Origin of the sequence: Mycobacteroides abscessus ATCC 19977, assembly GCF_000069185.1 — a bacterium.
Classification (GTDB): Bacteria; Actinomycetota; Actinomycetes; order Mycobacteriales; family Mycobacteriaceae; genus Mycobacterium; species Mycobacterium abscessus.
The window spans coordinates 4,623,758-4,645,668 of sequence record NC_010397.1; the positions used below are offsets into that span (position 1 = coordinate 4,623,758).

Genomic DNA, 21,911 nt, shown 5'->3' on the forward strand with positions numbered 1-21,911 from the left:
TGGTCACATCCTGAAGACGCCGTAGGAAACCGGTTCAAGGGGTGCGTTGGCGCAAATACCCAGCGCCAAACCGAGCACGGTGCGGGTATCGGCAGGGTCGATGACTCCGTCGTCCCAGAGACGCGCCGTCGAGTAATACGGGTTGCCTTGTTGCTCATATTGTTCGCGTATCGGCGCCTTGAAGGCTTCTTGCTCGGCCTCGGTGAACTTCTTGCCCGACGCCGCGCTCTGATCCGCGCGCACCGTGGCCAGCACCGAGGCGGCCTGCTCACCGCCCATCACCGAAATGCGGGCATTCGGCCACATCCAGAGGAATCGCGGTGAATACGCGCGGCCACACATCGAGTAGTTACCCGCCCCATAGGAGCCACCGATGACCACGGTCAGCTTGGGCACCCGCGCACAGGCCACGGCGGTAACCATCTTGGCCCCGTGCTTGGCGATTCCGGCGGCCTCGTAGTCGCGGCCCACCATGAATCCGGAGATGTTCTGCAGGAACAGCAGCGGTATGCGCCGCTGATCGCAGAGCTCGATGAAATGCGCTGCTTTCATAGCACTTTCAGCGAACAACACACCGTTGTTCGCAATGATGCCCACTGGATGCCCATGTAGTCGCGCCGTGCCGGTGACCACCGACTTGCCGTACTCTGCCTTGAATTCGGTGAAGGTGCCCCCGTCGACGAGCCGCACAATCACTTCATGTACGTCGTACGGGATACGCGGGTCGGTAGGCACCACGTCGTACAGCGTGCCCGGATCACGTTCCGGAGCAATCGCTTCCACGACCGGCCAGGGCGACTCTGTCCTGGGCGCCAGGGTCGACACAATCCGGCGCACGATGCGCAGCGCGTCCTTGTCGTCGGCGGCCAGATGGTCGGTCACGCCCGAGGTACGCGAGTGTAGGTCACCACCACCGAGCTCCTCCGCGGTCACCACCTCGCCGGTGGCGGCCTTCACCAACGGTGGGCCGCCCAGGAAGATGGTGCCCTGCTTGCGCACGATGACGGCCTCGTCGCTCATCGCGGGCACATACGCACCACCGGCGGTGCAGCTGCCCAGCACCGCGGCAATCTGCGGAATTCCCTTGGCGCTCATGGTGGCCTGGTTGTAGAAAATTCTGCCGAAGTGTTCGCGATCCGGGAAAACCTCGTCCTGTTTGGGCAGGAACGCGCCGCCGGAATCCACCAAATAGATACAAGGCAGCCGGTTCTGCAACGCGACTTCTTGTGCGCGTAGGTGCTTCTTGACCGTCATCGGGTAGTAGGTGCCACCCTTGACCGTCGCGTCATTGGCGGCGATCACGCACTCGCGACCCGCGACGCGGCCGATACCCGCGATCATGCTGGCCCCGGGGGCGTCGTCGTCGTACATACCGTTGGCCGCCAGCGGCGACAACTCCAGAAACGGGCTGCCCGGGTCGAGCAGCGCGTCGACCCGGTCGCGTGGCAGCAGCTTGCCTCGGTCTACGTGTCGTTGCCTGGACTGTTCATTGCCACCGAGCGCCGCATGTGCGAGCCGCTCCCGCAGCTCGGCGACCAGCCGGGCGTGCTCCGCCCTGTTCTGCTCACCAACCAGAGTCATACCCAGCTCCGAAGTTTGAGTTCAGTTAATGACGATTAACTAGGTTTAGGCTAATCTCGATTAACTGTTTTGTCTATAGCGGGCCATGGCGGAGGTTTGATGACCAACCTGATACCCGAGTCGGAAACCCCGAACAAGCGCGAACGCGCCAAGGCCGACCGGCGCGACCAGTTGCTGCGGGCCGCCGCCCGCCTGTTGGCCATGCGCGGCTACGCGCGCGTGCGACTGGAGGACCTGGGCTCCGCGGTAGGCATCAGCGGGCCCGCGATCTACCGGCACTTTCCCAACAAGGAAGCACTCTTGGTGGACCTGCTCACCGACGTCAGCCGTCGACTCTTAGAAGGCGGTATGACCGTCGCCGCGGCGGCGAGCAGCCCGGCAGAGGCCCTCGATGGCCTCATCGATTTTCATCTCGATTTCGCGCTCAACGAGAGCGACCTGATCCGGGTGCAAGACCGTGACCTGGATTCGCTGCCGGAGAACGCGCGTCGCCAGGTACGCCAGTATCAGCGACGTTATGTCGAGGCCTGGGTACAGGTGCTATGCCGCAGCCAGCAAGGCCTTGACGAGTCCGATGCCCGGATCAAGGCACACGCGGCCTTCGGCCTGATGAACTCGACCCCCTACAGCGCGGGCCGGTCGGCGCCCTCACAGACCCGAACGGTGTTGCGGCAGATGGTGGTTGCCGCACTGCGCTCCTAGCTGCGCACCAAGCGGGCGATCGCCGCCGAGGCCTCCGCCAGCTTCTCGTCGGCGTCCGCACCCCCGGAAGCGACGGCGTTGGTGACGCAATGACCGAGGTGCTCATCGAGTAACCCGAGGGCGACGGACCGCAGCGCGCTCTGCGCGGCGCTGATCTGGGTCAGCACGTCGATGCAGTACTTGTCCTCGTCGATCATCTTCGCGATGCCGCGCACCTGTCCCTCGATGCGCAAGAGCCGCTTGGCGTAGTCATCCTTTTTCAGCGAGTAACCGTGTCCGGTCGAAGTCTTGGTGCTCATGTCCCTTTACCCCTTGAGAAGGCCCTGCATCGTGTCGATCTCAGGCTGCTGATTATCGATGATCTGTTGCGCCAACTGCTTTGCTGCAGGGTACTGGCCCCCGGAGAGTTCCGCATTCGACATTGCTATGGCGCCCTGGTGGTGAGCGATCATCGACTGCAGCCACAGCTGGTCGAAGACCTCGCCGTTGAGGGTCTTCATCCGGTCTAGCACCGGTGCGTCCACCATGCCAGGCATGTGCCCCGCCGGGTCGTGTCCCTCAGGCATCAAAGGCTGGTTCCACTGCTTGAGCCACCCGGTAAAGGTGTCGATCTCCGGCTGCTGTGCCGTCTCGATGTTCTTCGCCAGATCCAGTACCGCGGGATTGGCGGTGCGGCCCTCCGTCAGCTTCGACATCTCGACCGCCTGCTGGTGGTGCATGATCATCTGCTGCGCGAACGTCACATCGGCGTCATTGTGGTCCGACACCGGGGCCGCGGCATTGGTATCGAGCGTCGTCGTCATGCCCGACATGCCGGAATGACCCGAATGCTCAGACTTCGCGTCATCCCCCTTGTTGTCCGAGCTACAAGCCGACAGAATCAGCACGGCGGCGGCAGCGCCCGCCAGGATGGCAGTCCGGGTTCGGTTTCGCATGCCACCATGGTAGCCCAGATACCCCCGTAGGGTACGAGGCCCCGCGCGATATACCCCGCGCGGGTACGCCGCCTAGGCGACGGACTCCTCCAACTGCGTCAGTGCGTCCTCCAGGTGCGCGAGGATGCGCTGCAGATGCGGCACGCTCGTGCGGCATCCGGTCAGCCCGAAGTGCATCGATGATCCACTGCTGGTGCACGTGATATTCAACGCCACTCCATCGATCGGAATGGATGCGGGATAGCACCCGTCCATCTCGAACCCGTTCCAGAACATGTCGGTGCGCGGGCCGGGGACGTTAGAAATGATCACGTTGAACGCGGGTGCGGTCCGATCCACCAAGCCAGGAACGGCACCGGTCAACACCGGCGCACCATTGAGAGCTCCCACCAGCATCCGTTGCAGCGGCGTCATCTCCGACAACACCGACTTGGCGGCTTGTACCGAATCCCTGATCGCGCTGAATCGCTCCAGGGGATCGGGCTTATCGGTCGCCAGGTTCGCCAGCAGCGCGGTGATCGAGTTCCCTGCGTTCTGGTCGCCCTCAGCCCGGATCGACACCGGACACATCGCGACCAGCGGCTTGTCGGGCAGTGCGTTCTGTTCCTCGAGATAGGTGCGCAAGGCGCCCCCGCACATGGCCAGCACCACATCGTTGACGGTGCCGCCCAATGCCTTGCCGGCTTCCTTGATCCGCGCCATCGACCAGGTTTGCGCCGCGAACCGTCGCGCCCCTCCGATCGAGACGTTCAACATCGTGTGCGGCGCCGAAAGCGGCTTGACCAGCTGGGGGTCCGAAAGCGCGTGACGCCCGTACTTGAGCAGACCGGGCGGAATCGACACGACCTGTCGCACCGCCCCGGCCGCCCCCTTGACCAAGTCGATGGCCGAGGTGTTGGTCGTACTCACGATGCTGCTCTTGGCGCGCCTCTTGGCCGGGGCCCACACGGCTTGACAGTCGCGTGCGTCGGGGTCGTCCGACAGTGAGCGCATCATCATCCGCAAGGCCCCTACACCGTCGATCACCGCATGGTGCATTTTGGTGTAGACGGCCAGGCGGCCATCTGAAAGCCCTTCCACCACATGCATTTCCCACAGCGGACGGTGCCGGTCCAGCGGCGAGCTATGCCACCGGGAGGTGACGGTCAGCAGCTCACGCACCCGGGCCGGGCGCGGCAGCGCCGAGCGGCGCACGTGGTACTCCCAGTCAACCTCGTCGTCGACGATCCAGGTGAGATTTCCCATCACCGCCAGCGGCTGCCCCGGACGTTTGCGGAAGTCCGATGACACTTCGGTGGTGGACATCAGCTGTTCGTAGAACACCTCGGCATAGTCGGGACCGGCGTCGACGGGCGGTTTGAACAGCTGTAGGCCACCGACGTGGAAGGGATGTTCCCGCGTTTCCCCGATGAGAAACATCGAGTCGCTGACCGGCATGAATGGCATACCGGCCATCATTGCTGCCGACTCACTGTTTTGCGGCGGTTTCGTCACGCCTCTTTTCGCCAGGAAAGGACTGGTCGACGCCTGCGCGATCCGGTTTGCACCGGCGAGGGATACTTAACCCCATGTCAGCCCCGCACAAGCCTGATTCTCTTCGCGCAAGCGGCTCATCGCAGCCCGATATCAAGCCCCGTAGCCGCGACGTCACCGACGGCCTGGAGAAGACCGCCGCCCGCGGAATGCTGCGCGCGGTAGGCATGGGCGACGACGACTGGGTCAAACCGCAGATCGGTGTCGGCTCGTCCTGGAACGAAATCACCCCGTGCAACATGTCGCTGCAACGGCTGGCGCATTCGGTGAAGGACGGCGTGCACGAGGCCGGTGGCTATCCGCTGGAGTTCGGCACCATCTCGGTGTCCGACGGCATCTCCATGGGGCACGAGGGCATGCACTTCTCGCTGGTTTCACGCGAAGTCATCGCCGACAGCGTCGAGACCGTGATGCAGGCCGAGCGCCTCGATGGATCCGTGCTGCTGGCCGGATGCGATAAGTCAATACCCGGAATGCTCATGGCCGCAGCACGTTTGGACTTGGCCTCGGTGTTCTTGTACAACGGCTCGATCATGCCGGGCAAGGCCAAGTTGACCGACGGTACTGAGAAGGAAGTCACCATCATCGACGCCTTCGAGGCGGTCGGCGCCTGCGCGCGCGGGCTGATGTCACGCGAGGACGTTGACATCATCGAACGCGCCATCTGTCCGGGTGAGGGCGCCTGCGGCGGCATGTACACCGCCAACACCATGGCCAGCGCCGCCGAGGCGCTGGGAATGTCCTTGCCGGGCAGCGCCTCTCCGGTCGCCATCGACAAGCGCCGCGAGGAGTACGCACGCAAGTCCGGCGAGGCTGTCGTCGAGATGCTGCGCCGCGGGATCACCGCGCGCGACATCCTCACCAAGGAGGCCTTCGAGAACGCCATCGCCGTGGTGATGGCGTTCGGCGGCTCCACCAACGCGGTGCTGCATCTGCTGGCCATCGCCAAAGAGGCTGAGGTCGAACTGTCGCTGGCCGACTTCACTCGCATCGGCAATAAGGTGCCGCATCTGGCAGACGTCAAACCCTTTGGCCGCCACGTGATGAAGGATGTCGACGAGATCGGGGGCGTGCCCGTGGTGATGCGCGCGCTCTTGGATGCCGGCCTGCTGCACGGCGATTGCCTGACCGTCACCGGCAAGACAATGGCCGAGAACCTGGCGCATATCGCCCCACCGGACCCGGACGGCAAGGTGCTACGTGCCATGAACGACCCGATCCACCCGACCGGCGGCATCACCATCCTGCACGGTTCATTGGCTCCCGAGGGAGCCGTGGTGAAGTCGGCCGGCTTCGAATCCGACGTCTTCGAGGGCACCGCAAGGGTTTTCGAGCGCGAACGAGCGGCCCTGGACGCGCTCGAGGACGGCACCATCACTCATGGCGACGTCGTCGTGATCCGCTATGAAGGCCCCAAGGGCGGCCCCGGCATGCGCGAGATGCTGGCGATCACCGGAGCCATCAAGGGCGCCGGCCTGGGCAAGGATGTGCTGCTGATGACCGACGGGCGCTTCTCCGGCGGGACCACCGGCCTCTGCGTCGGGCATATCGCTCCAGAAGCCGTGGACGGCGGACCCATCGCCTTTGTCCGGGACGGTGACCGGATCCGCCTCGATGTCGCGAACGGCAAGCTCGACCTGCTGGTCGACGAGGCCGAGATCGCCGAGCGCCGTAAGGGGTTCGAACCGCTACCGCCGCGCTACAAGACGGGCGTGCTGGCCAAGTACACCAAGCTGGTGCAGTCGGCGGCGGTCGGCGCGGTCTGCGGCTAACGCAACCGCGACGGGTCGCGGTAGCTGTCGGCCGTCCGGGCGATCTCGTCCGGCGGCGGCAGCGGCTCGTTAGGGTTCACGTAAATACCCTCCGCGCGCAGGGTGTCGTCGAGTAGCAGCCAGATCCACCGGACCTGATCGGCGATGAGGCGCTCCTGCGAGGTGGTTCCCGGATTGTCCAACCAATGGCTGGTCGCGGTTTCCACCATGCCCACGATTCCCATCGCGAGGATGTCGGATTCGACTCCGGCGCCGAAGGCCCCAAGGTACAGCGCGAAGACCTGCCCCAAATGGGTACCGACCGCCAGCTTGATGTCGGTGATCGCATCGGGTCCGTCGGAATTCTCTGCCATGGAGCAATGCGCCAGGTAGCGGTAGAGGTTGCGGTGCCCGACGAGGAAACGCGCGTGCGCGCCGACTCCGGCCTCGATGATCTGCGCCATCGACCCGTCCGGTTCCCAAAGCGGCGCCAGGTCTGCGATCAGCATGTCGCTGGCCCGCTGCGCTACGGCCCGTTGTAGGTCCGCCGCGTCGGTGAAGTGCCGGTAAAGCTTGGTGCGGGTGACCCCGAGGTGTACCGCGATTTGTTCGGTCGATGTCTGTGGGCCGTGCTCGGCGATGGCCGCCAGCGCGGCGTCCACGAATTCTGCGCGCCGACGTTCGCGCTGACCGCTCCACCGGCCAGCTGCGCACTCTTGGACGCCGGGCTGCACGAAGCTCACTCTAGCAATGGTGTGGTACGTCACGTACCATGTGACCCACCGAACATATCGGCACCTGACTTCTACCAGAGCGCGAGCTGAAATTCATGACCGACGTACAGATCGAATCCCCCGTCGACCAGGCACTGCAGGATTTGGCAGACGGCGAGAAAACTTGGGCCAAAACATCTTTGGCGGATCGACTGCGGCTGCTGGCGGACACACGCCAGCGCGTGATCGACAACGCCCCGCAGTGGGTGCAGGCGGCAGCGTTCGACATCAAAAAGCTCGACCCGCAATCTCCGCTGGTCGGCGAGGAATGGATCTCGGGCCCCTACGCCGTCGCGGGCGCCGTCGCCGCTCTCATCGCCAGCCTGGAGCAGCTCCAAGCCGGACACAGCCCGCTGCGCGATGCCAAGTTCGGTGTCACCCCCGGGGGCCGCACCACGGTCTCGGTATTGCCGCTCAACATCTTCGACAGCCTGTTGCTGTCCGGGTTCAGCGCCGAACTCTGGCTGCAGCCCGGCGTGGACCAGTCCGAGGCACTGCGCACCGCGGGTCTGGCGCAACGCGATCCCAGCCACACGCACGGAGTCGGCGCGGTGCTTGGTGCCGGAAACATCACGTCGATCGCGCCGCTGGACACCCTGTACGAGTTGTTCGCCAACAACCGCGTGGTGGCGCTCAAGCTCAATCCCATCACCGATCCCCTGCTGCCCGTGTTCACCAAGGTCTTGCAGCCATTCATTGAAATCGGCGCGGTGCGAATCCTGACCGGCGGCGCCGACGTCGGCACTTACCTAGTGCACCACCAACTGGTCGACCACGTCCACATGACCGGCAGCTCGATCACCCATGACGCGATCGTCTTCGGCACCGGCGAGGAGGGTGCCCGGCGCAAGGCCGCCAACCAGCCCGTCCTGGACAAGGCCATCACCAGCGAACTGGGCGGCGTCTCACCGACCATCGTGGTACCCGGCAGATGGAGCTCGTCCGATATCGAGTTCCAGACCCGCCACATCGCCACCCAGCGCCTGCACAACAACGGCTACAACTGCATCGCTTCGCAGGTCGTAGTGATCTCGAAGGCGTGGCCGCAGCGTGAGGAATTCCTGGCCGCGCTGCGCAAAGCCGTCGACGAAGCACCGTCCCGTCCCGCCTACTACCCAGGTTCGGACGACCGGGTGGCCGGCGCACAGCAGTCCTATCCCGATGCCGAACGCCACGGGCAAAACGGCGCACGAGTGCTCATTGTCGACCCACAGGACCGTACGGCGCTGCTGCGCACCGAATACTTCGGGCCTGTCCTCGGCGTCATCGAACTGGATTCCGACGGAGCCGAGTTCGTGCGGGAGGCCGCCCGGGTCGCCAACGACGAATTCGTCGGGACCCTCGGTGTCAACGTGCTCGCGCACCCCGACACCATCAAGGCGCTGGGCTCGGAATTCGACACCCTGATCGAAGACCTGCGGTACGGCACCGTGGCTATCAACGCCTGGACCGGCGTGGGCTACCTGACTCCCGCCGCTACCTGGGGCGCGTTCCCCGGCCATGTCATCAATGACGTACAGAGTGGAATCGGCGTGGTGCACAACGGCTTCCTGGTCGAGAAGCCGGAGCGCACCGTGGTGCGCGGGCCTTTCCGTCCTTTCCCCCGGTCCGTGGTGCACGGAGAATGGGCGCTGTCTCCCAAGCCGCCGTGGTTCGTGAGCAATGCCACAGCGGCGAGCACCGGCGAACTGCTGGTCGATTTCGCCAGTAAGCCCAGCCTGCGGAAGGTGCCCCGGATCTTCATCTCCGCGCTACGGGGCTGACGCGAATCACCTTGTGCGCCACGGTCTCGATGCGGCGTAGTGTCGGGTCATGGCCGACGCAGACACCCGCTGGATAAAGATCGACGACTACCTGGAGCGCACCGTCGCCACCGATGCTGCCGAGTTGAATCCCATTCGGCAGGCTCAGGAGGACGGTGGCCTACCGGATATCGCGGTATCGGCGACACAAGGCAAGTTCCTGTATCTGCTGGCGACGATCGCCAAGGCCCGGCGCGTGCTGGAGATCGGAACTCTCGGCGGTTACAGCACCGCGTGGCTCGCCAAGGCGGTCGGTCCCGAGGGCGCGGTGGTGACCCTCGAGTTCGACCCCAAACACGCCGCCGTCGCGCAGGCCAGCCTGGTCGAGGCGGGCCTGGGCGACCGGGTTCGGGTTCTGGTGGGCGCCGCCCTGGAATCGCTGCCTGCCGTCGAGGGCCCGTTCGATCTGGTGTTCATCGACGCCGACAAGTCCAACAACCCGGGCTATCTGGACTGGGCACTGCGGCTCACCGAGCCGGGAGCAGTCATCGTGGTGGACAACGTCATTCGCTGGATCGGGGAAGAGGGCCCCAACGCCGAGGGCACCCGGGCCGCACTGGAGCGGCTAGGATCCGATCCCCGCCTTGATGCCACCGCGCTGCAGACCGTGGGCGTCAAGGGCTGGGACGGGCTGGCGATCGCCGTGGTGCGCTAACGCGCACCCTCGCGGGCGTAGACGGTTCGCAGCACGAATTCCACCTCCGGCCCCATTGCCAGTCCCGCTAGTTCGGGGTACAGGACGACAAAGTCGTGTCCGTGCGCCGGGCCGTCCTGCGGGCACAAGTGATGCGCCAACTCGTGCAGGATCACCAATTCGCGCATCGCCCAAGCACTTCCACTCCGGTCATCGGGGACGGCGATGGCCGCTCGGTCCCCGTCGCGCTCGTAGTGCGCCGCCGTCGCACCACGCCGGGCACGCACCGTGACGGGTCCGGCAGGCCACCTACCGTGCACGAGAGCCAGCACATCGTCGACGTAGCGCTGCACCGATGCGACCGACGCGAAGCGCGCCTCCGGCGGTAGCGTCAGCCGGGCGCCGAAGAAGTCGATGTCACGCCGACTGTGACCGGCCGCCCGCTCGAAGATGGTGCGCACGAATTCCTCGGCCGCGTAGACCTTGGCGCGCTGTGCGTCCCGGGGACGCGGCTGGTCGCTCAGTTCTTGTCCAATGCTGCGCGGGCACCAGCCAACTCGGGGCTCGCGCCCAACCTGGCTCGCCGGCCGGCACGGTCACCGGCGCGCCGGGCATGCGACGAATAACCGGCTTGCGCGCTCACCGCGCGCCACCGGCCCCGCGCCGTCGAGGTGCCCTTATAAAAGTCGCGTAGCTCGATTTCCTTGTCGCGTAGTACCAGTTCGGTTCCGGTTCCCCGCTTCTCGGTCTTGACGGCCTCGGCTCGCGCCTCTTGACGGGCGTCGGTCAGCCGCTGCCCCACCCTGGTGCCGAACGCCAACTGGAAGTTCAGTCGGGCGGTAATCGTGGGAGTGGGGCGATGCGCCCCGGAACTGATATACGCGTCCGAAGCTCGGACCATCTGCACCACCAGACTCGCGTACAGCGCGTGCACGGCATCGATGTCCTCAGCGAAGCCATAGGCGTAGACATAGGTGGAGTTCGAGGCGACATCGCAGGTGACATCGTTGGCGCCCGCTATGAGTGCGAACAGGTTGACGTAGGTGCGTAGGCCGCGGGTGCCCGCCTCGCCGATGGTGATGGTGCGCTGCGTGGGCCGCGCCTGGGCATCGCGTTTGGCCGAGTGCGCCCGCGCCACCGCCAGGTCGATCGACGTTGCGGTGGCGAGCCGCTGCGCCGCAGCCATGAAGGCCTCGGCCTCGTGCGTGTTGTCGGTGCCCTCGGCCTGACGGAGCAGGGCGGCGATCCGCGAGAGCTGCTTGTCCTCTGTCACGAAGGCCAGGTTAGGCGAGACCAGCGACATGGCGCCGACACGCCGTCTATTGACGCGTTCGTCGAGCAATCGGCGCAAAACACGGCGTGTCGGTGCCAGGGATGCTCAGAGCCGGGCGTCGATCCAGCCCACGACCTCGTCGAGCACGAGTTCCTTTTCGAACTCGTTGAAGATCTCGTGATACAGACCGTTCCAGATCTTCAGCGTCGCATCGGGCGCCGATTCGGACAGCCAGCGGCTTCCCTCGGGCGCCGTGAGCCGGTCATCGCTGCCGTGCATGGTCAGCACCGGGCGCTTCAAGCCGGCCGCCCGCTGCCGCATCGTCTTGCCCACACCCAGCAGCGCCCGGCCGATGCCCGCGGGCACCCGGCCGTGATGCACCAGCGGGTCGGCGTGGTACGCGGCGATGATCGCCGGATCATGCGAGATCGCGTTGACATCGAGCTTCTGCACCGGCAGCCCGGGCGCCAGCCGCCCCACCACCGGAGCCACCAACGTCAGCACGTACGGCAGCCCCACTTGCGCGGCGATCGCCGGGCCGGACAGCACCATCAGGTCGTAGCGATCCTGGTGGTCCACCCCGTAGGCGAAGACGATCCCACCGCCCATGCTGTGGCCCAGCACGATCCGCTTCAGGTCGGGATGCTCGCGCGCCGCGATGTCCACCAGCGTGCCGAAGTCATCGGTGTACTCCGAGATGTCTCGCAGGTAGACGCGCTTGCCGCCCGACCTGCCATGGCCGCGGTGATCCAGGGCGTACACCAGGTATCCGGCCTCGTTGAATCGCCGGGCCACGTGGTCGTACCGGCGCGCGTGTTCACCGAATCCGTGGGAAAGCACCACCACCGCGCGCGGCGTTCCCGCCGGTGTCCAGGTGTCATAGACGATCCGCACATCATCGGCACCGTCGAAGGTGCGCTGCACCCGGCTCGATGCTCTTCGCTGACGCTCATCGCTAGACCCGCTCACGCTGGAAACTTTACGGAACCGTCGAACCGGCCAACATCAACTAGAACACGTTCTAGTGTGTGCGCATGGGATTCCTCAAGCCCACGCTGCCCGTCGTCGATGTCGCCGACTGGGGCAAGGGCACTCGCGCCGAGAAGATCCGTCCGATGGCCCGGCACTGGGCGGAGGTGGGCTTTGGCACGCCCGTGGCCCTGCACCTGTTCTATGTGCTGAAGATCGCCCTCTACATCCTCGGCGGCTGGTTGTTCGCCATGGTGACGACCGAAGGAATCGACCGATGGACTGATTTTTCCCTGCCCATCGTGTTCCAGAAGGTCGTGCTCTACACCATGCTGTTCGAGGTCGTCGGCCTGGGCTGCGGGTTCGGCCCACTCAACAACAGGTTCTTCCCTCCTCTGGGCTCGATCTTGTATTGGCTGCGCCCCAACACCATTCGACTACCTCCGTGGCCGCGTATCCCGCTCACCAAGGGCTCGGCGCGCACTGCGGTCGATATCGCGCTCTACGCCGCCTTCCTGGGCATGGTCTTGGTCGCGCTGTTGTCACAGCCCACCGCCGCCGGGCTGCTACCCACCTGGCAGACGGCGGCCATCCTCGGGCTGCTGGTCATCACCGGCCTGCGTGACAAGGTGATCTTCCTGGCGGCCCGGGGCGAGGTGTACGGCGCGCTCACCGTCGCTTTCCTGTTCACCGGGGCCGACATGATCATGGCTGCCAAGCTCATCTTCATGGTCATCTGGATCGGTGCGGCAACCTCGAAGCTCAACCGCCACTTCCCCTTTGTCATCTCCACCATGATGTCCAACAACCCGCTCATCCGTGCGCGACGGCTCAAGCGTGCGTTCTTCGAGAAGTTCCCCGACGATCTGCGGCCGGGACGGTTGTCCCGCGTCGTCGCGCACGTGAGCACCGCGGTCGAGGGACTGGTTCCCTTCGCACTGTTCTTCAGCCACGGCGGCTGGGTCACCACCGTCGCCGCCGGCGTCATGGTGTGCTTTCACCTAGGCATCCTGACCGCCATCCCGATGGGGGTACCGCTGGAATGGAACGTCTTCATGATCTTCGGTGTGCTGGCGCTGTTCGTCTCGCACGCGAACGTCGGCCTCAGCGATATGCAACACCCGGCACCGGTGCTGTTGTTGTTGGCTGTCAGCGCCGGTGTGGTGGCAACCGGAAACTTGTTGCCCCGCAAGGTTTCCTTCCTGCCCGGTATGCGCTACTACGCGGGCAACTGGGACACCACGCTGTGGTGCATCAAACCGTCGGCCAGCGCGAAGATCGAGAAGGGCATCGTCGCCATCGCGAGCATGCCGCAGGCACAGATGGAGCGCTACTACGGCAGTAAAGACGCAGCACAGATCTATATGTACATCGGCTACGCGTTCCGGGCCATGAACACGCACGGACGCGCCATGTTCACGCTGGCGCACCGGGCGATGGCCGGCCAGGACGAAAGCGAGTACGTCATCACCGACGGCGAGCGCATCTGCAGCACCGCCATCGGCTGGAACTTCGGTGACGGTCACATGCACAACGAGCAGCTCATCGCCGCGATGCAGGAGCGCTGCCACTTCGAACCGGGTGAGGTTCGCATCGTGTTACTCGACGCCCAGCCCATCCATCGACAGACCCAGCGATACCGGCTTGTCGACGCTGCCACCGGCGAATTCGAAAGCGGCTACGTGCGTGTGGCCGACATGGTCAACCGTCAACCCTGGGACGACGAGCTGCCCGTGCAGGTAAACAGCTGACATTTGTCACAGGCCACGACTATTCTCGCGCCCGTGACGGCACACGCCATCGAGGATGAGTTTCTTTCTCACACCGAACAATATCGGCGTGAGATTCTGGCCCATTGCTATCGGATGACGGGTTCCATCCATGACGCCGAGGATCTGGTGCAGGAGACCTACCTGCGCGGATGGAAGGCCTACGCACGGTTCGAGGGAAAGTCGTCGGTGCGCACCTGGCTGTACCGGATCGCCACCAATACCTGTCTGACGGCGTTGGAGGGCAAGCAGCGCCGGCCGCTGCCGACGGGACTGGGTGCCCCGAGCGCCGACCCGCTCGATGAATTGGACGAGCGCAGCGAGATCCCGTGGCTCGAGCCGCTGCCGGACGACGCCACCGATCCCGCCAGCATCGTGGGCGCACGGGAGTCAGTGCGCTTGGCGTTTGTGGCGGCGTTGCAGCACCTTCCCGCCAAGCAGCGCGCGGTACTGGTGCTGCGCGAGGTACTGCAGTGGAAGGCCCAGGAGGTCGCCGAGGCCATCGGCTCCACCACCGCAGCGGTGAACAGCCTGCTGCAGCGCGCCCGCGCGCAACTGCACGAGGTGTCGCCCCACGAAGAAACCCTGCTGGAGCCCGAGGACCCGATGCTGCGCGAGCAGCTGCGTCAGTACATCAACGCCTTCGAGCGCTACGACGTCGAAGCCATCGCCAAAATGTTTACCACCGAGGCTATTTGGGAGATGCCGCCGTTTACCGGTTGGTACCAGGGCGGGCCGAGCATCGCCGCACTCATCAAGGAGCAATGCCCCGCCGAGCATGCCGGCGACATGCGTCTTGTCGAGACGTCCGCCAACGGTCAACCGGCCATCGGCCTCTACATGCGCGAGGGCGACGGAGTGCACCGGCCATTCCAGATGCACGTCCTGGACGTCACCCAGGACGGCGTGGCACATGTGGTGTGCTTCTTCGATATCTCGTTGTTCGAGAAGTTCGGTCTCCCTGCCGAACTCACCGACTAACGCTGAGCCAGGCTCCCCGGGAAGAGGTACCGGTCCTCGGGTCGGGTCACACTGTGGAACCAGGCGGTGAAGAACCCCGACAGATCCTTGCCGGTCACCTTCTGCACATACGCCTCGAACTGCGGCCAGGTCGCGTTGCCCCACTTGTGCACGGACGGCCAGGAACGCAGGATCTCCAGAAACGCCTTATCCCCGATGGTGCGCCGCAGCGCATGCAGAGCCAGCGGTCCCTTGCCGTAGACCCCCAACGGGTTGAACACCTCATCCGCTGAGCATTCCGCACCCCCCGGGCACATGTCGTAGAGCAGGTTTCCCCACACCTTATCGTCATCCCAGATCTTCTCGACGGTCTCGCGATAGTGCTTGTCGATCGACTTGCCTTCCTTTTCCTCTGACCACATCCATGGCAGATAGGAAGCGAAGCACTCATTGAGGCAGATGTCCCGCCACTGCTCAACCGACACCACATCGCCGTACCACTCGTGAGTGTTCTCGTGCACCACCACCGCAAGCCGCTTGTCGTCCTCGACATCCCGGCTGAACGTGTAGTAGGGACGTGTCTGAGTTTCCAAGGCGCTGAACGCGATGTCCTCACGGATGGGATCGGCGAAGATGCCGCCGGCGGCCACGTGCGGGTACGTGCCAAGCTTGGATTCCAGGAAGGTCAGAATCTCGGGCAACCGCGCCTCGGCGTTGCCGGAGCCGGCGTCGGGCGCGAACGCGCTCACCACGGGCGTGCCGCTGGGCAGTGTGGACCGGAACACCGAGAAGTGGTCCACTGCGAACGGAACCAGGTACATAGCAACGGGATTCGGCTCATTCCAGGTCTTGGTGGTCCATCCGCCCGACTCGACGGATTTCCCTTCCCTGCCGCCACCGACCGCCACCCAGGAGGACGGCACCGTCGCGGTGAGTGTGAACGGGGCCTTGTTCACCGGAGTGTTGTTGGAGGGATACCAGTTCTCGGCACCATCGGGCTCTCCGCCCTTCGCGTAGCCGCCGCTGGTACTGCGCACCCAACCGGGTAGCGCACCGAGACCGCGCTTCTGTGCCTCCTGCTGCTCGTTGAACGTATAGGTGACCGTGGTGCGGAAGGAGCTCCCGGCGCGGATGCCCTTTTCCGGGATGACGGTCATTTCGTGCTCACCGCTGAACTCGGTGGCGGCGTCCCGGCCATTCACCGAAGCCGTCACGGTTCCCAAGTCCGAGAAGTCCAGGTTGAAGCGCGACAGGTTCTGGGTGGCCGTGGCACTGATCACCATGGTGCCGTTGACGTCTGTGGTCTCCGGATCCAGTCGCAGCGTCAGGTCGTACTGGGTGACGCGGTAGCCACCGTTGCCGTCTTGCGGGAAGTAGCTGTCGATGCCGTTGGGCGAACCGGGCGTGAAGACGTCGGTTGCGTAGGCAGGCGCCGCCAGGGCGCCGCCACCGAGCAGCAGCACCGCGACTGCGGCGGGTACCGCGAGAATCCTGTGTGTCATGTGAACCTTACGTAGAGCGAGCCGGTCTGACTCCAGTTGAAGACTCTACGTAAGGCAGCACCAATCGTGCGTAGCTACTGCAGGTGAGCCGGGTCCATCCAGCTGACCTCCCACACATGACCGTCCAGGTCGCGGAACGAACGCCCGTACATGAAGCCAAGCTCCTGGGCCGGCATCCAATCCACACCACCGGCGGCCAGCGCCGCATCCACCAACTCGTCTACCCCTGCCCGACTGTCGGCCGAAACACACAGCAGCACTTCGCGACTCTTTGACGTGTCGGCGATGTCGTCGGCGATGAACCCGCGGAACCGGTCATGCTCCAGCATCATCACCCAACTCTGCTCGTTGACAGCCATACAGAGGGTGTTCTCGTCACAGAACTGGTCATTGAAGGAGAATCCCAGGTGATCGAAGAATTTGCGGCTGGCCGCGGCGTTGGCGATGGGGATGTTGACGAACAGCATGCGAGACATCGGATCTCCTCGGTGTGGGACGGCGGCATTTCCTCCGTTCACCTATACCGACAATCTCGCGCCCCCAAACTCATCGAGGGCTCCACACAAATGTGGGCACCGCCGCCAGCGTGTCCGCCAAGAACCGCAACCGATCCTCGATCAGGGCCGGCCCCAGATCCTCGAACTGCCACGTCCACAGCCACTCTCCGTCGAATCGGAACGGAAATTCCGCGTATCGCGGATCCATCAGCATTCGGGCCATGTTCTGGGGATTGAGCACGTCGTAGGCGAATCGAGTGTCCTGGGCCAGCACCCGGAAACGACGATTGAAGTCGTCGGATTCAAAGGTGATATCACCGAGAGCTCTGGTCAGCAGATTCTCGGGATAGACTTGTAGCCAGGGCAGCGGTCCCGGCATCGCGATAGCCACCACCGCCGTCCTTTTGACCTCGTACTCTTCCTCCGCGGCAACACGTTCGGCCTTGGAATACGCCTCGAACGCCAGGAACTGCCTACCTTCGTACTGGCCACGCACCACATTGCAGGCCCCGGGAAACGGGACCGCAAAAGCGGTGTCCGGGTAGCCCACCTGGCGCAGCGCCCCGTCGTCAGCGGCGACGAAATGCCAGCCATGGTCGGCCGCGTGCTTGGCCAGCGGAGAACTCGCCAGGTTTTTCTTCCGGAAGAGCGTGCGAATCAGCACGCTAAATCCCAGTAACGGCCAGATCACCGCGAAGGCGGCACCCGCATAGGAGCCGAGCTCGGCCCAGCTCATCGCCATTTACTGCTGCGGCGGGTTCAGGCGGTCGAAGGCTCCGCGAATGGTGGGCACATTCCGCGCCTGCGGGTCATCGAGCTCGAAGTACTCGGCTTCGGTGAACCCGAACCACCTCGCGACGAGGTTGGACGGCACCGTCTGCACCTTGGTGTTGAGGGCGCGCACATTGCCGTTGTAGAAACGCCGGCCCGCGGCAATACGGTCTTCGGTGTTGGCCAGCTCGCGCTGCAATGCCACGAAGTTCTGAATCGACTGCAGCTGCGGATAGCTCTCGGCGACGGCGAAGAACCGGCCCAGCGCGCCGGAAAGCTGCTGCTCTGCCTGCGACTGCGCGGCGACGCCCTGGTGCGTGGCGGCGGCGTCGCGCGCGACGTTGCGGGCCGCGGTTACCTGCTGCAATGTATCCCGTTCGAATTGTGCTGCCGCACTAGCTGTCTCGATGAGATTCGGGATCAGGTCATGCCGGCGCTGCAACTCCACATCGATCTGCTTCCACGCCTCCTGCACTAGGTTGCGAATTCTGACGAACCCGTTGTACGTCGTCAGAAGCCAAAGTCCGATGATCAGGGCAACGAACACCGCGATGACGGTCACGATCAGGACTGGGGTCATTTCCTTCTCCTAGTGTTGTTCCCAGGCGTACGGGGGAATTGGCTCAAGGGTGTCGATCAGATACTGCACTTCGCTGGCGATCGCGTTCTCGTCGAGCTTGCCGCGGCGCCAGGTGAGCAACCTTCCATTTTCGAATCGCAGTGGCTGCGAATATCTTTGGTCGGCCAACATTCGTTCCATGGTGCGCGGGTTGAGCACGTCATAGGCGAAACGTTCCGGCGCGGCCTTGACGTTGAACCTCTTGTTGAACGCGTCGGATTCAAACTCCAGATCCGTAAAACCAACGGCACGAGCAAGTCCCGCGAACACCCCCTCGGGCTTGATCTCCAACCGGTACGGCGACGGTGGCGTGACGATGCAGGTGACCATGTAACGGTATGTCTCGGTGCTCCGCTGGTCGCCGCTGCCGGTCGTGACCTTGTATATGTATTGAAACGATACGAACTCGTGGCCGCCGGTGGTGCCGTTGAAGACGTCCTGAACCGTGCGGCTGTGGCCCTGGCCAAAGGGCTCGTCATGAGACAGCGCCAGCAGGCTCTGATCCTCAGCGGTATACATCCAGCCTTGAGACGCGGCGAATGCCTCTAGCTGGGCGATGCGTTTCTTGCGTGCCTTGGTCAATATCAGCCACAGCCCGGCAAAGACCAACGCGAAGAGGGCCAGACCCACCCACATCAGCACACCGTCAGACACAATCCCCCCCTCGCCACCTGTTGCCCCTGGGCACATCGTACCGGGACACCGAAGGTTACCGGTTAGCTCGACGAAATCCGCACCCCAGACTGTCCGGAACGGCAGGATCGACGTATGCAATTCACCCAGTGGCTACACCGCGCGTTGCAGCAGTACCCGGACCGCCTCATCACCATCGACCAGGGCCGGGAACACACCGTGGAGCAGTTCGCCGACCGTGTCGCCCGGCTGTCCGCTGGGCTTCGGGCCAACGGTGTGCGGCCGGGTGATCGCGTGGGCATGCTGTCACTGAACTCCGACCGCTATATCGAATACCTGACTGCGGTGCCCTGGTTGGGCGCCGCACTGAATGCCGTCAACATCCGGTGGAGCCTGGCCGAGATCGGCTACTCCCTGCGGGAGTCGGGCACCCGGGTACTTCTGGTGGACGACACGTTCAAGGCCGCCGCCGCGCCGCTGCGCGCTGCCTGCGCATGTCTGGAAACCGTCATCTATTGCGGAGCCGGCCCGGCGCCGCAGGACATGATCGGATACGAGGACCTTCTTGCCTCACATGAGCCCATCGATGACACCCGGACCGGCGGCGACAGTCTGCTCGGCGTCTTCTATACCGGTGGCACCACCGGAAATCCCAAGGGCGTCATGCTATCTCACAATAATGTGCTGGCCTCCGCGATGGGATCGCTGTCCACCGGCAATTTCCTCACCCGCGGCGGCCGCCTGCTGCACTCGGCGCCGATGTTCCATATGGCCGACTTCAGCGCCGTATTGGCGGGGAACCTGTCCGGTTCCACCCATGTGATCGTCCCGTCCTTCAGCCCGCAGGGAGTGCTGGACGCGATCGTCGCGCACGACGTACAGGACATGTTGTTGGTGCCCACCATGATTCAGATGCTGGTCGACCATCCGGGCGCCGCCCAGCTCGACCTCAGCGGCATCCGCAGCATCACCTACGGCGCGTCGGTGATCTCCGAGGCCGTCTTGCAACGCGCCACGCGCGTGTTCCCCAACGCCCGATTCACCCAGGCGTACGGCATGACCGAGGTGTCGCCGGTGGCCACGCTGCTACTTCCCGACGACCATGACGACCCCGCCCTACTGCGTTCGGCGGGGCGTGCGGCCCCGCATTGCGAGGTCAGGATCGTCGACCCGGACGACAACGAGGTGCCTCGGGGTGAGATCGGCGAGGTAATCGTCAAGGGCGACAACGTCATGCTCGGATATTGGGAACTACCCGAGGAATCAGCCGCTGCCATCCGTGACGGCTGGATGCACACCGGCGATGCGGGCCGGATGGATGACCGCGGGTATGTGTACATCGTCGATCGCATCAAGGACATGGTGGTCACCGGCGGCGAGAACGTCTACTCCGCCGAGGTGGAGAACGCACTGGCCAAACACCCGGCGGTGGCCGCCTGCGCCGTCATCGGCATCCCCGACGAGCAATGGGGCGAACGGGTTCATGCCGTCGTCGTCAAGCAGGCGCAATCAGAATGCTGCGACGGCGACCTGCAAGAGCACTGTCGCGAGCACATTGCCAACTACAAGGTGCCACGCAGCTTCGAGTTCGTCGATGAGCTCCCGCTGTCCGGTGCCGGCAAGATCCTCAAGCGCGTGCTGCGTCAGAAATACTGGGAGAGCCGCGACGCCGGGGTGTCCTAGCCGACCTGCTCGGCAATAGTGGGCCGGACGTGAAACTGGCTCATCGCGCCCGCCGGGACCACTACCCATCCGCCGGAGGTGCGGAACGGCGTCGCACCCCGCCGGTTCATCGATGCTGCGGCTTACCCATGCGCGACAGCTCCCAGACCAGTCATGGACAAGACCTCATAGCTGTGCATAGGTCGTAGTCAAAGCCACTGTTGCCGCTCTGACCATGCACTTTTAGAACGCGTTTCACTTTTTGTCCGAAGCCGCTATCCTCGTCCACGAGAGTGATCTGGTTCACGTGTATCTGGAAGGACTAGCGGAGTCAATGAAGACAAAAGGCGCGCTGATTCGCGAGCTCAACAAGCCGATCGTCGTCGAAGAGATCACGTTCGGTGATCCGGCCGAAGGCGAGGTCCAGGTCCAGCTGCACGCCGCAGGCATGTGCCACTCCGATTACCACGTCCTGACCGGCGCCACCCCGATGGAGCTGCCGGTGCTGCCCGGCCACGAGGGCGCGGGCGTGGTCACCAAGGTGGGCAAGGGTGTCACTTCCGTCCAGGAAGGCGACCACGTGATCTTCGCCTTCATCCCGGCCTGCGGTAAGTGCCCGCCGTGTATGCGCGGCTACCGATCGCTATGCGATCGCGGTGCGATTCTGCTGGGCGGCAAGGCTATTGCCGATGGCACCAACCGCATCCACGCGGGCAACACTCCCGTCTCCGCGATGAACCTGCTCGGCACCTTCTCGCCCTACGCCGTGGTGCATGAGGACTCCGTGGTCAAGATCGATGACGACGTGCCCTTCGAATCGGCCGCGCTCCTCGGCTGCGCCGTGCCCACCGGCTTCGGCTCGTCCACCAACATCGCCGAGGTCAAACCGGGCGAAGACGTGATCATCGTCGGCATCGGCGGCATCGGCATGAGCGCCCTACAGGGCGCCGTCGTCTCCGGCGCCCGCCGTGTCATCGCGATCGACCCGGTGCCGTGGAAGCGCGAACAGGCCCTCAAGTTCGGCGCCACCCACGCCTTCCCCACCATGGCCGAGGCACTGCTGCCCGTCATGGACCTGACCTGGGGCATCATGGCCCAGAAGACCATCATCACCGTCGGCGAGATGCGCGGCGAGATGATCGAAGAGGCCATGCTGCTGACCGCCAAGACCGGCACGTGCGTGGTGACGGGCATGGGCGCCATGGTCGACGTGGACGTCAAGTTCAACCTGTTCCTCTTCACCATGCTGCAGAAGACCTTGAAGGGCAACATCTTTGGCGGCGGCACCACGCACACCGAGACCCCGCGCCTGGTCGGCCTGTACAAACAGGGCCTGCTCAAGATCGACGAGATGATCACCAGCACCTACAGCCTGGAGCAGATCAACGAGGGATACCAGGACATGCTCGACGGCAAGAACATCCGCGGCGTCATCAAGTACACCGAAGCCGACTGGTAAACCACCCCCTCTAGTTCGCCGACACGCCGCGTTGTGCGCGATCTACTCGCACTTCGGCGCACTTTGCGGCGTGTCGGCGAACTGGA

Annotated in this window: 21 protein-coding genes; 8 read left to right on the forward strand and 13 right to left on the reverse strand. The window is 64.4% G+C overall.

Features of this window, described 5'->3' with window-relative positions; translation table 11 throughout:
- Positions 1-3: 3 nt before the first annotated feature.
- The gene (locus MAB_RS22985) at positions 4-1,581 is read right to left on the reverse strand and encodes a carboxyl transferase domain-containing protein (RefSeq protein WP_005079806.1); all 1,578 of its coding nucleotides are present in this window, start codon (positions 1,579-1,581) and stop codon (positions 4-6) included.
- Positions 1,582-1,680: 99 nt separating this feature from the next.
- Here MAB_RS22985 and MAB_RS22990 point away from each other — a divergent pair, with 99 nt between their 5' ends.
- Complete coding sequence (locus MAB_RS22990) at positions 1,681-2,283, forward strand: SACE_7040 family transcriptional regulator (protein WP_005112478.1); 603 nt, start codon at positions 1,681-1,683, stop codon at positions 2,281-2,283.
- Here the strand turns inward: MAB_RS22990 and ricR are convergent.
- The 3 genes from ricR to MAB_RS23005 all read right to left on the reverse strand — a co-directional run bounded on the left by ricR (position 2,280) and on the right by MAB_RS23005 (position 4,676).
- The gene (gene ricR, locus MAB_RS22995; RefSeq protein WP_005063731.1) at positions 2,280-2,582 is read right to left on the reverse strand and encodes a copper-sensing transcriptional repressor RicR; all 303 of its coding nucleotides are present in this window, start codon (positions 2,580-2,582) and stop codon (positions 2,280-2,282) included. The genes MAB_RS22990 and ricR overlap by 4 nt on opposite strands.
- 6 nt (positions 2,583-2,588) lie before the next feature.
- A complete protein-coding gene (locus MAB_RS23000; protein WP_005063732.1) occupies positions 2,589-3,218 on the reverse strand; it encodes a DUF305 domain-containing protein in 630 nt (209 codons plus the stop codon).
- Between the two features lie 72 nt (positions 3,219-3,290).
- Entirely contained in the window at positions 3,291-4,676 is a 1,386-nt protein-coding gene (locus MAB_RS23005) for a WS/DGAT/MGAT family O-acyltransferase (RefSeq protein ID WP_005071657.1), read from the reverse strand.
- A gap of 110 nt (positions 4,677-4,786) precedes the next feature.
- Here MAB_RS23005 and ilvD point away from each other — a divergent pair, with 110 nt between their 5' ends.
- A complete protein-coding gene (ilvD, locus tag MAB_RS23010; RefSeq protein WP_005079804.1) occupies positions 4,787-6,523 on the forward strand; it encodes a dihydroxy-acid dehydratase in 1,737 nt (578 codons plus the stop codon).
- Here the strand turns inward: ilvD and MAB_RS23015 are convergent.
- Entirely contained in the window at positions 6,520-7,245 is a 726-nt protein-coding gene (locus MAB_RS23015) for a TetR/AcrR family transcriptional regulator (protein WP_005133538.1), read from the reverse strand. The two genes, ilvD and MAB_RS23015, sit on opposite strands and share 4 nt — an antisense overlap.
- Before the next feature lie 86 nt (positions 7,246-7,331).
- On the opposite strand from MAB_RS23015, the gene MAB_RS23020 reads away from it, so the two are divergent.
- Positions 7,332-9,038 carry an aldehyde dehydrogenase family protein gene (locus MAB_RS23020; protein ID WP_005079800.1) on the forward strand — a complete coding sequence of 569 codons (1,707 nt, stop codon included), beginning with the start codon at positions 7,332-7,334 and terminating at the stop codon, positions 9,036-9,038.
- Positions 9,039-9,087: 49 nt separating this feature from the next.
- Positions 9,088-9,732 carry an O-methyltransferase gene (locus tag MAB_RS23025; RefSeq protein ID WP_005079799.1) on the forward strand — a complete coding sequence of 215 codons (645 nt, stop codon included), beginning with the start codon at positions 9,088-9,090 and terminating at the stop codon, positions 9,730-9,732.
- Here the strand turns inward: MAB_RS23025 and MAB_RS23030 are convergent.
- The 3 genes from MAB_RS23030 to MAB_RS23040 form a co-directional block, all read right to left on the reverse strand.
- Complete coding sequence (locus MAB_RS23030) at positions 9,729-10,235, reverse strand: TIGR04338 family metallohydrolase (protein WP_032667579.1); 507 nt, start codon at positions 10,233-10,235, stop codon at positions 9,729-9,731. The two genes, MAB_RS23025 and MAB_RS23030, sit on opposite strands and share 4 nt — an antisense overlap.
- Complete coding sequence (locus MAB_RS23035) at positions 10,232-10,984, reverse strand: DUF2786 domain-containing protein (RefSeq protein ID WP_005063739.1); 753 nt, start codon at positions 10,982-10,984, stop codon at positions 10,232-10,234. The genes MAB_RS23030 and MAB_RS23035 overlap by 4 nt, the downstream gene beginning before the upstream one ends.
- A 105-nt stretch (positions 10,985-11,089) precedes the next feature.
- Positions 11,090-11,908: an alpha/beta hydrolase gene (locus MAB_RS23040; RefSeq protein ID WP_005112484.1), complete on the reverse strand. Its 819-nt coding sequence runs from the start codon at positions 11,906-11,908 to the stop codon at positions 11,090-11,092.
- Between the two features lie 110 nt (positions 11,909-12,018).
- On the opposite strand from MAB_RS23040, the gene MAB_RS23045 reads away from it, so the two are divergent.
- A complete protein-coding gene (locus tag MAB_RS23045) occupies positions 12,019-13,704 on the forward strand; it encodes a DUF3556 domain-containing protein (protein WP_005112485.1) in 1,686 nt (561 codons plus the stop codon).
- Positions 13,705-13,737: 33 nt separating this feature from the next.
- A complete protein-coding gene (locus MAB_RS23050) occupies positions 13,738-14,703 on the forward strand; it encodes a sigma-70 family RNA polymerase sigma factor (RefSeq protein ID WP_005079794.1) in 966 nt (321 codons plus the stop codon).
- Here MAB_RS23050 and MAB_RS23055 read toward each other — a convergent pair.
- From MAB_RS23055 to MAB_RS23075, 5 genes are all read right to left on the reverse strand, one after another.
- Positions 14,700-16,184, reverse strand: a complete 1,485-nt coding sequence (locus MAB_RS23055; protein WP_005112487.1) for a M1 family metallopeptidase — start codon at positions 16,182-16,184, stop codon at positions 14,700-14,702. The genes MAB_RS23050 and MAB_RS23055 overlap by 4 nt on opposite strands.
- A gap of 74 nt (positions 16,185-16,258) precedes the next feature.
- Positions 16,259-16,660, reverse strand: coding sequence for a VOC family protein (locus MAB_RS23060; protein WP_005095485.1), 402 nt, complete (start codon positions 16,658-16,660; stop codon positions 16,259-16,261).
- 70 nt (positions 16,661-16,730) lie between these two features.
- Positions 16,731-17,423 carry a hypothetical protein gene (locus MAB_RS23065; RefSeq protein ID WP_005079791.1) on the reverse strand — a complete coding sequence of 231 codons (693 nt, stop codon included), beginning with the start codon at positions 17,421-17,423 and terminating at the stop codon, positions 16,731-16,733.
- Positions 17,424-18,032 (reverse strand): LemA family protein, encoded by a 609-nt coding sequence (locus tag MAB_RS23070; protein WP_005079790.1) that lies wholly within the window; start codon positions 18,030-18,032, stop codon positions 17,424-17,426.
- A gap of 9 nt (positions 18,033-18,041) precedes the next feature.
- Complete coding sequence (locus MAB_RS23075) at positions 18,042-18,725, reverse strand: hypothetical protein (RefSeq protein WP_005079789.1); 684 nt, start codon at positions 18,723-18,725, stop codon at positions 18,042-18,044.
- A gap of 114 nt (positions 18,726-18,839) precedes the next feature.
- Between MAB_RS23075 and MAB_RS23080 the strand changes: the two genes are divergently transcribed.
- Positions 18,840-20,387, forward strand: a complete 1,548-nt coding sequence (locus MAB_RS23080; protein WP_005079788.1) for an acyl-CoA synthetase — start codon at positions 18,840-18,842, stop codon at positions 20,385-20,387.
- 313 nt (positions 20,388-20,700) lie between these two features.
- Positions 20,701-21,825, forward strand: a complete 1,125-nt coding sequence (locus tag MAB_RS23085) for an NDMA-dependent alcohol dehydrogenase (RefSeq protein ID WP_005063753.1) — start codon at positions 20,701-20,703, stop codon at positions 21,823-21,825.
- The last annotated feature ends 86 nt before the right edge of the window (positions 21,826-21,911 follow it).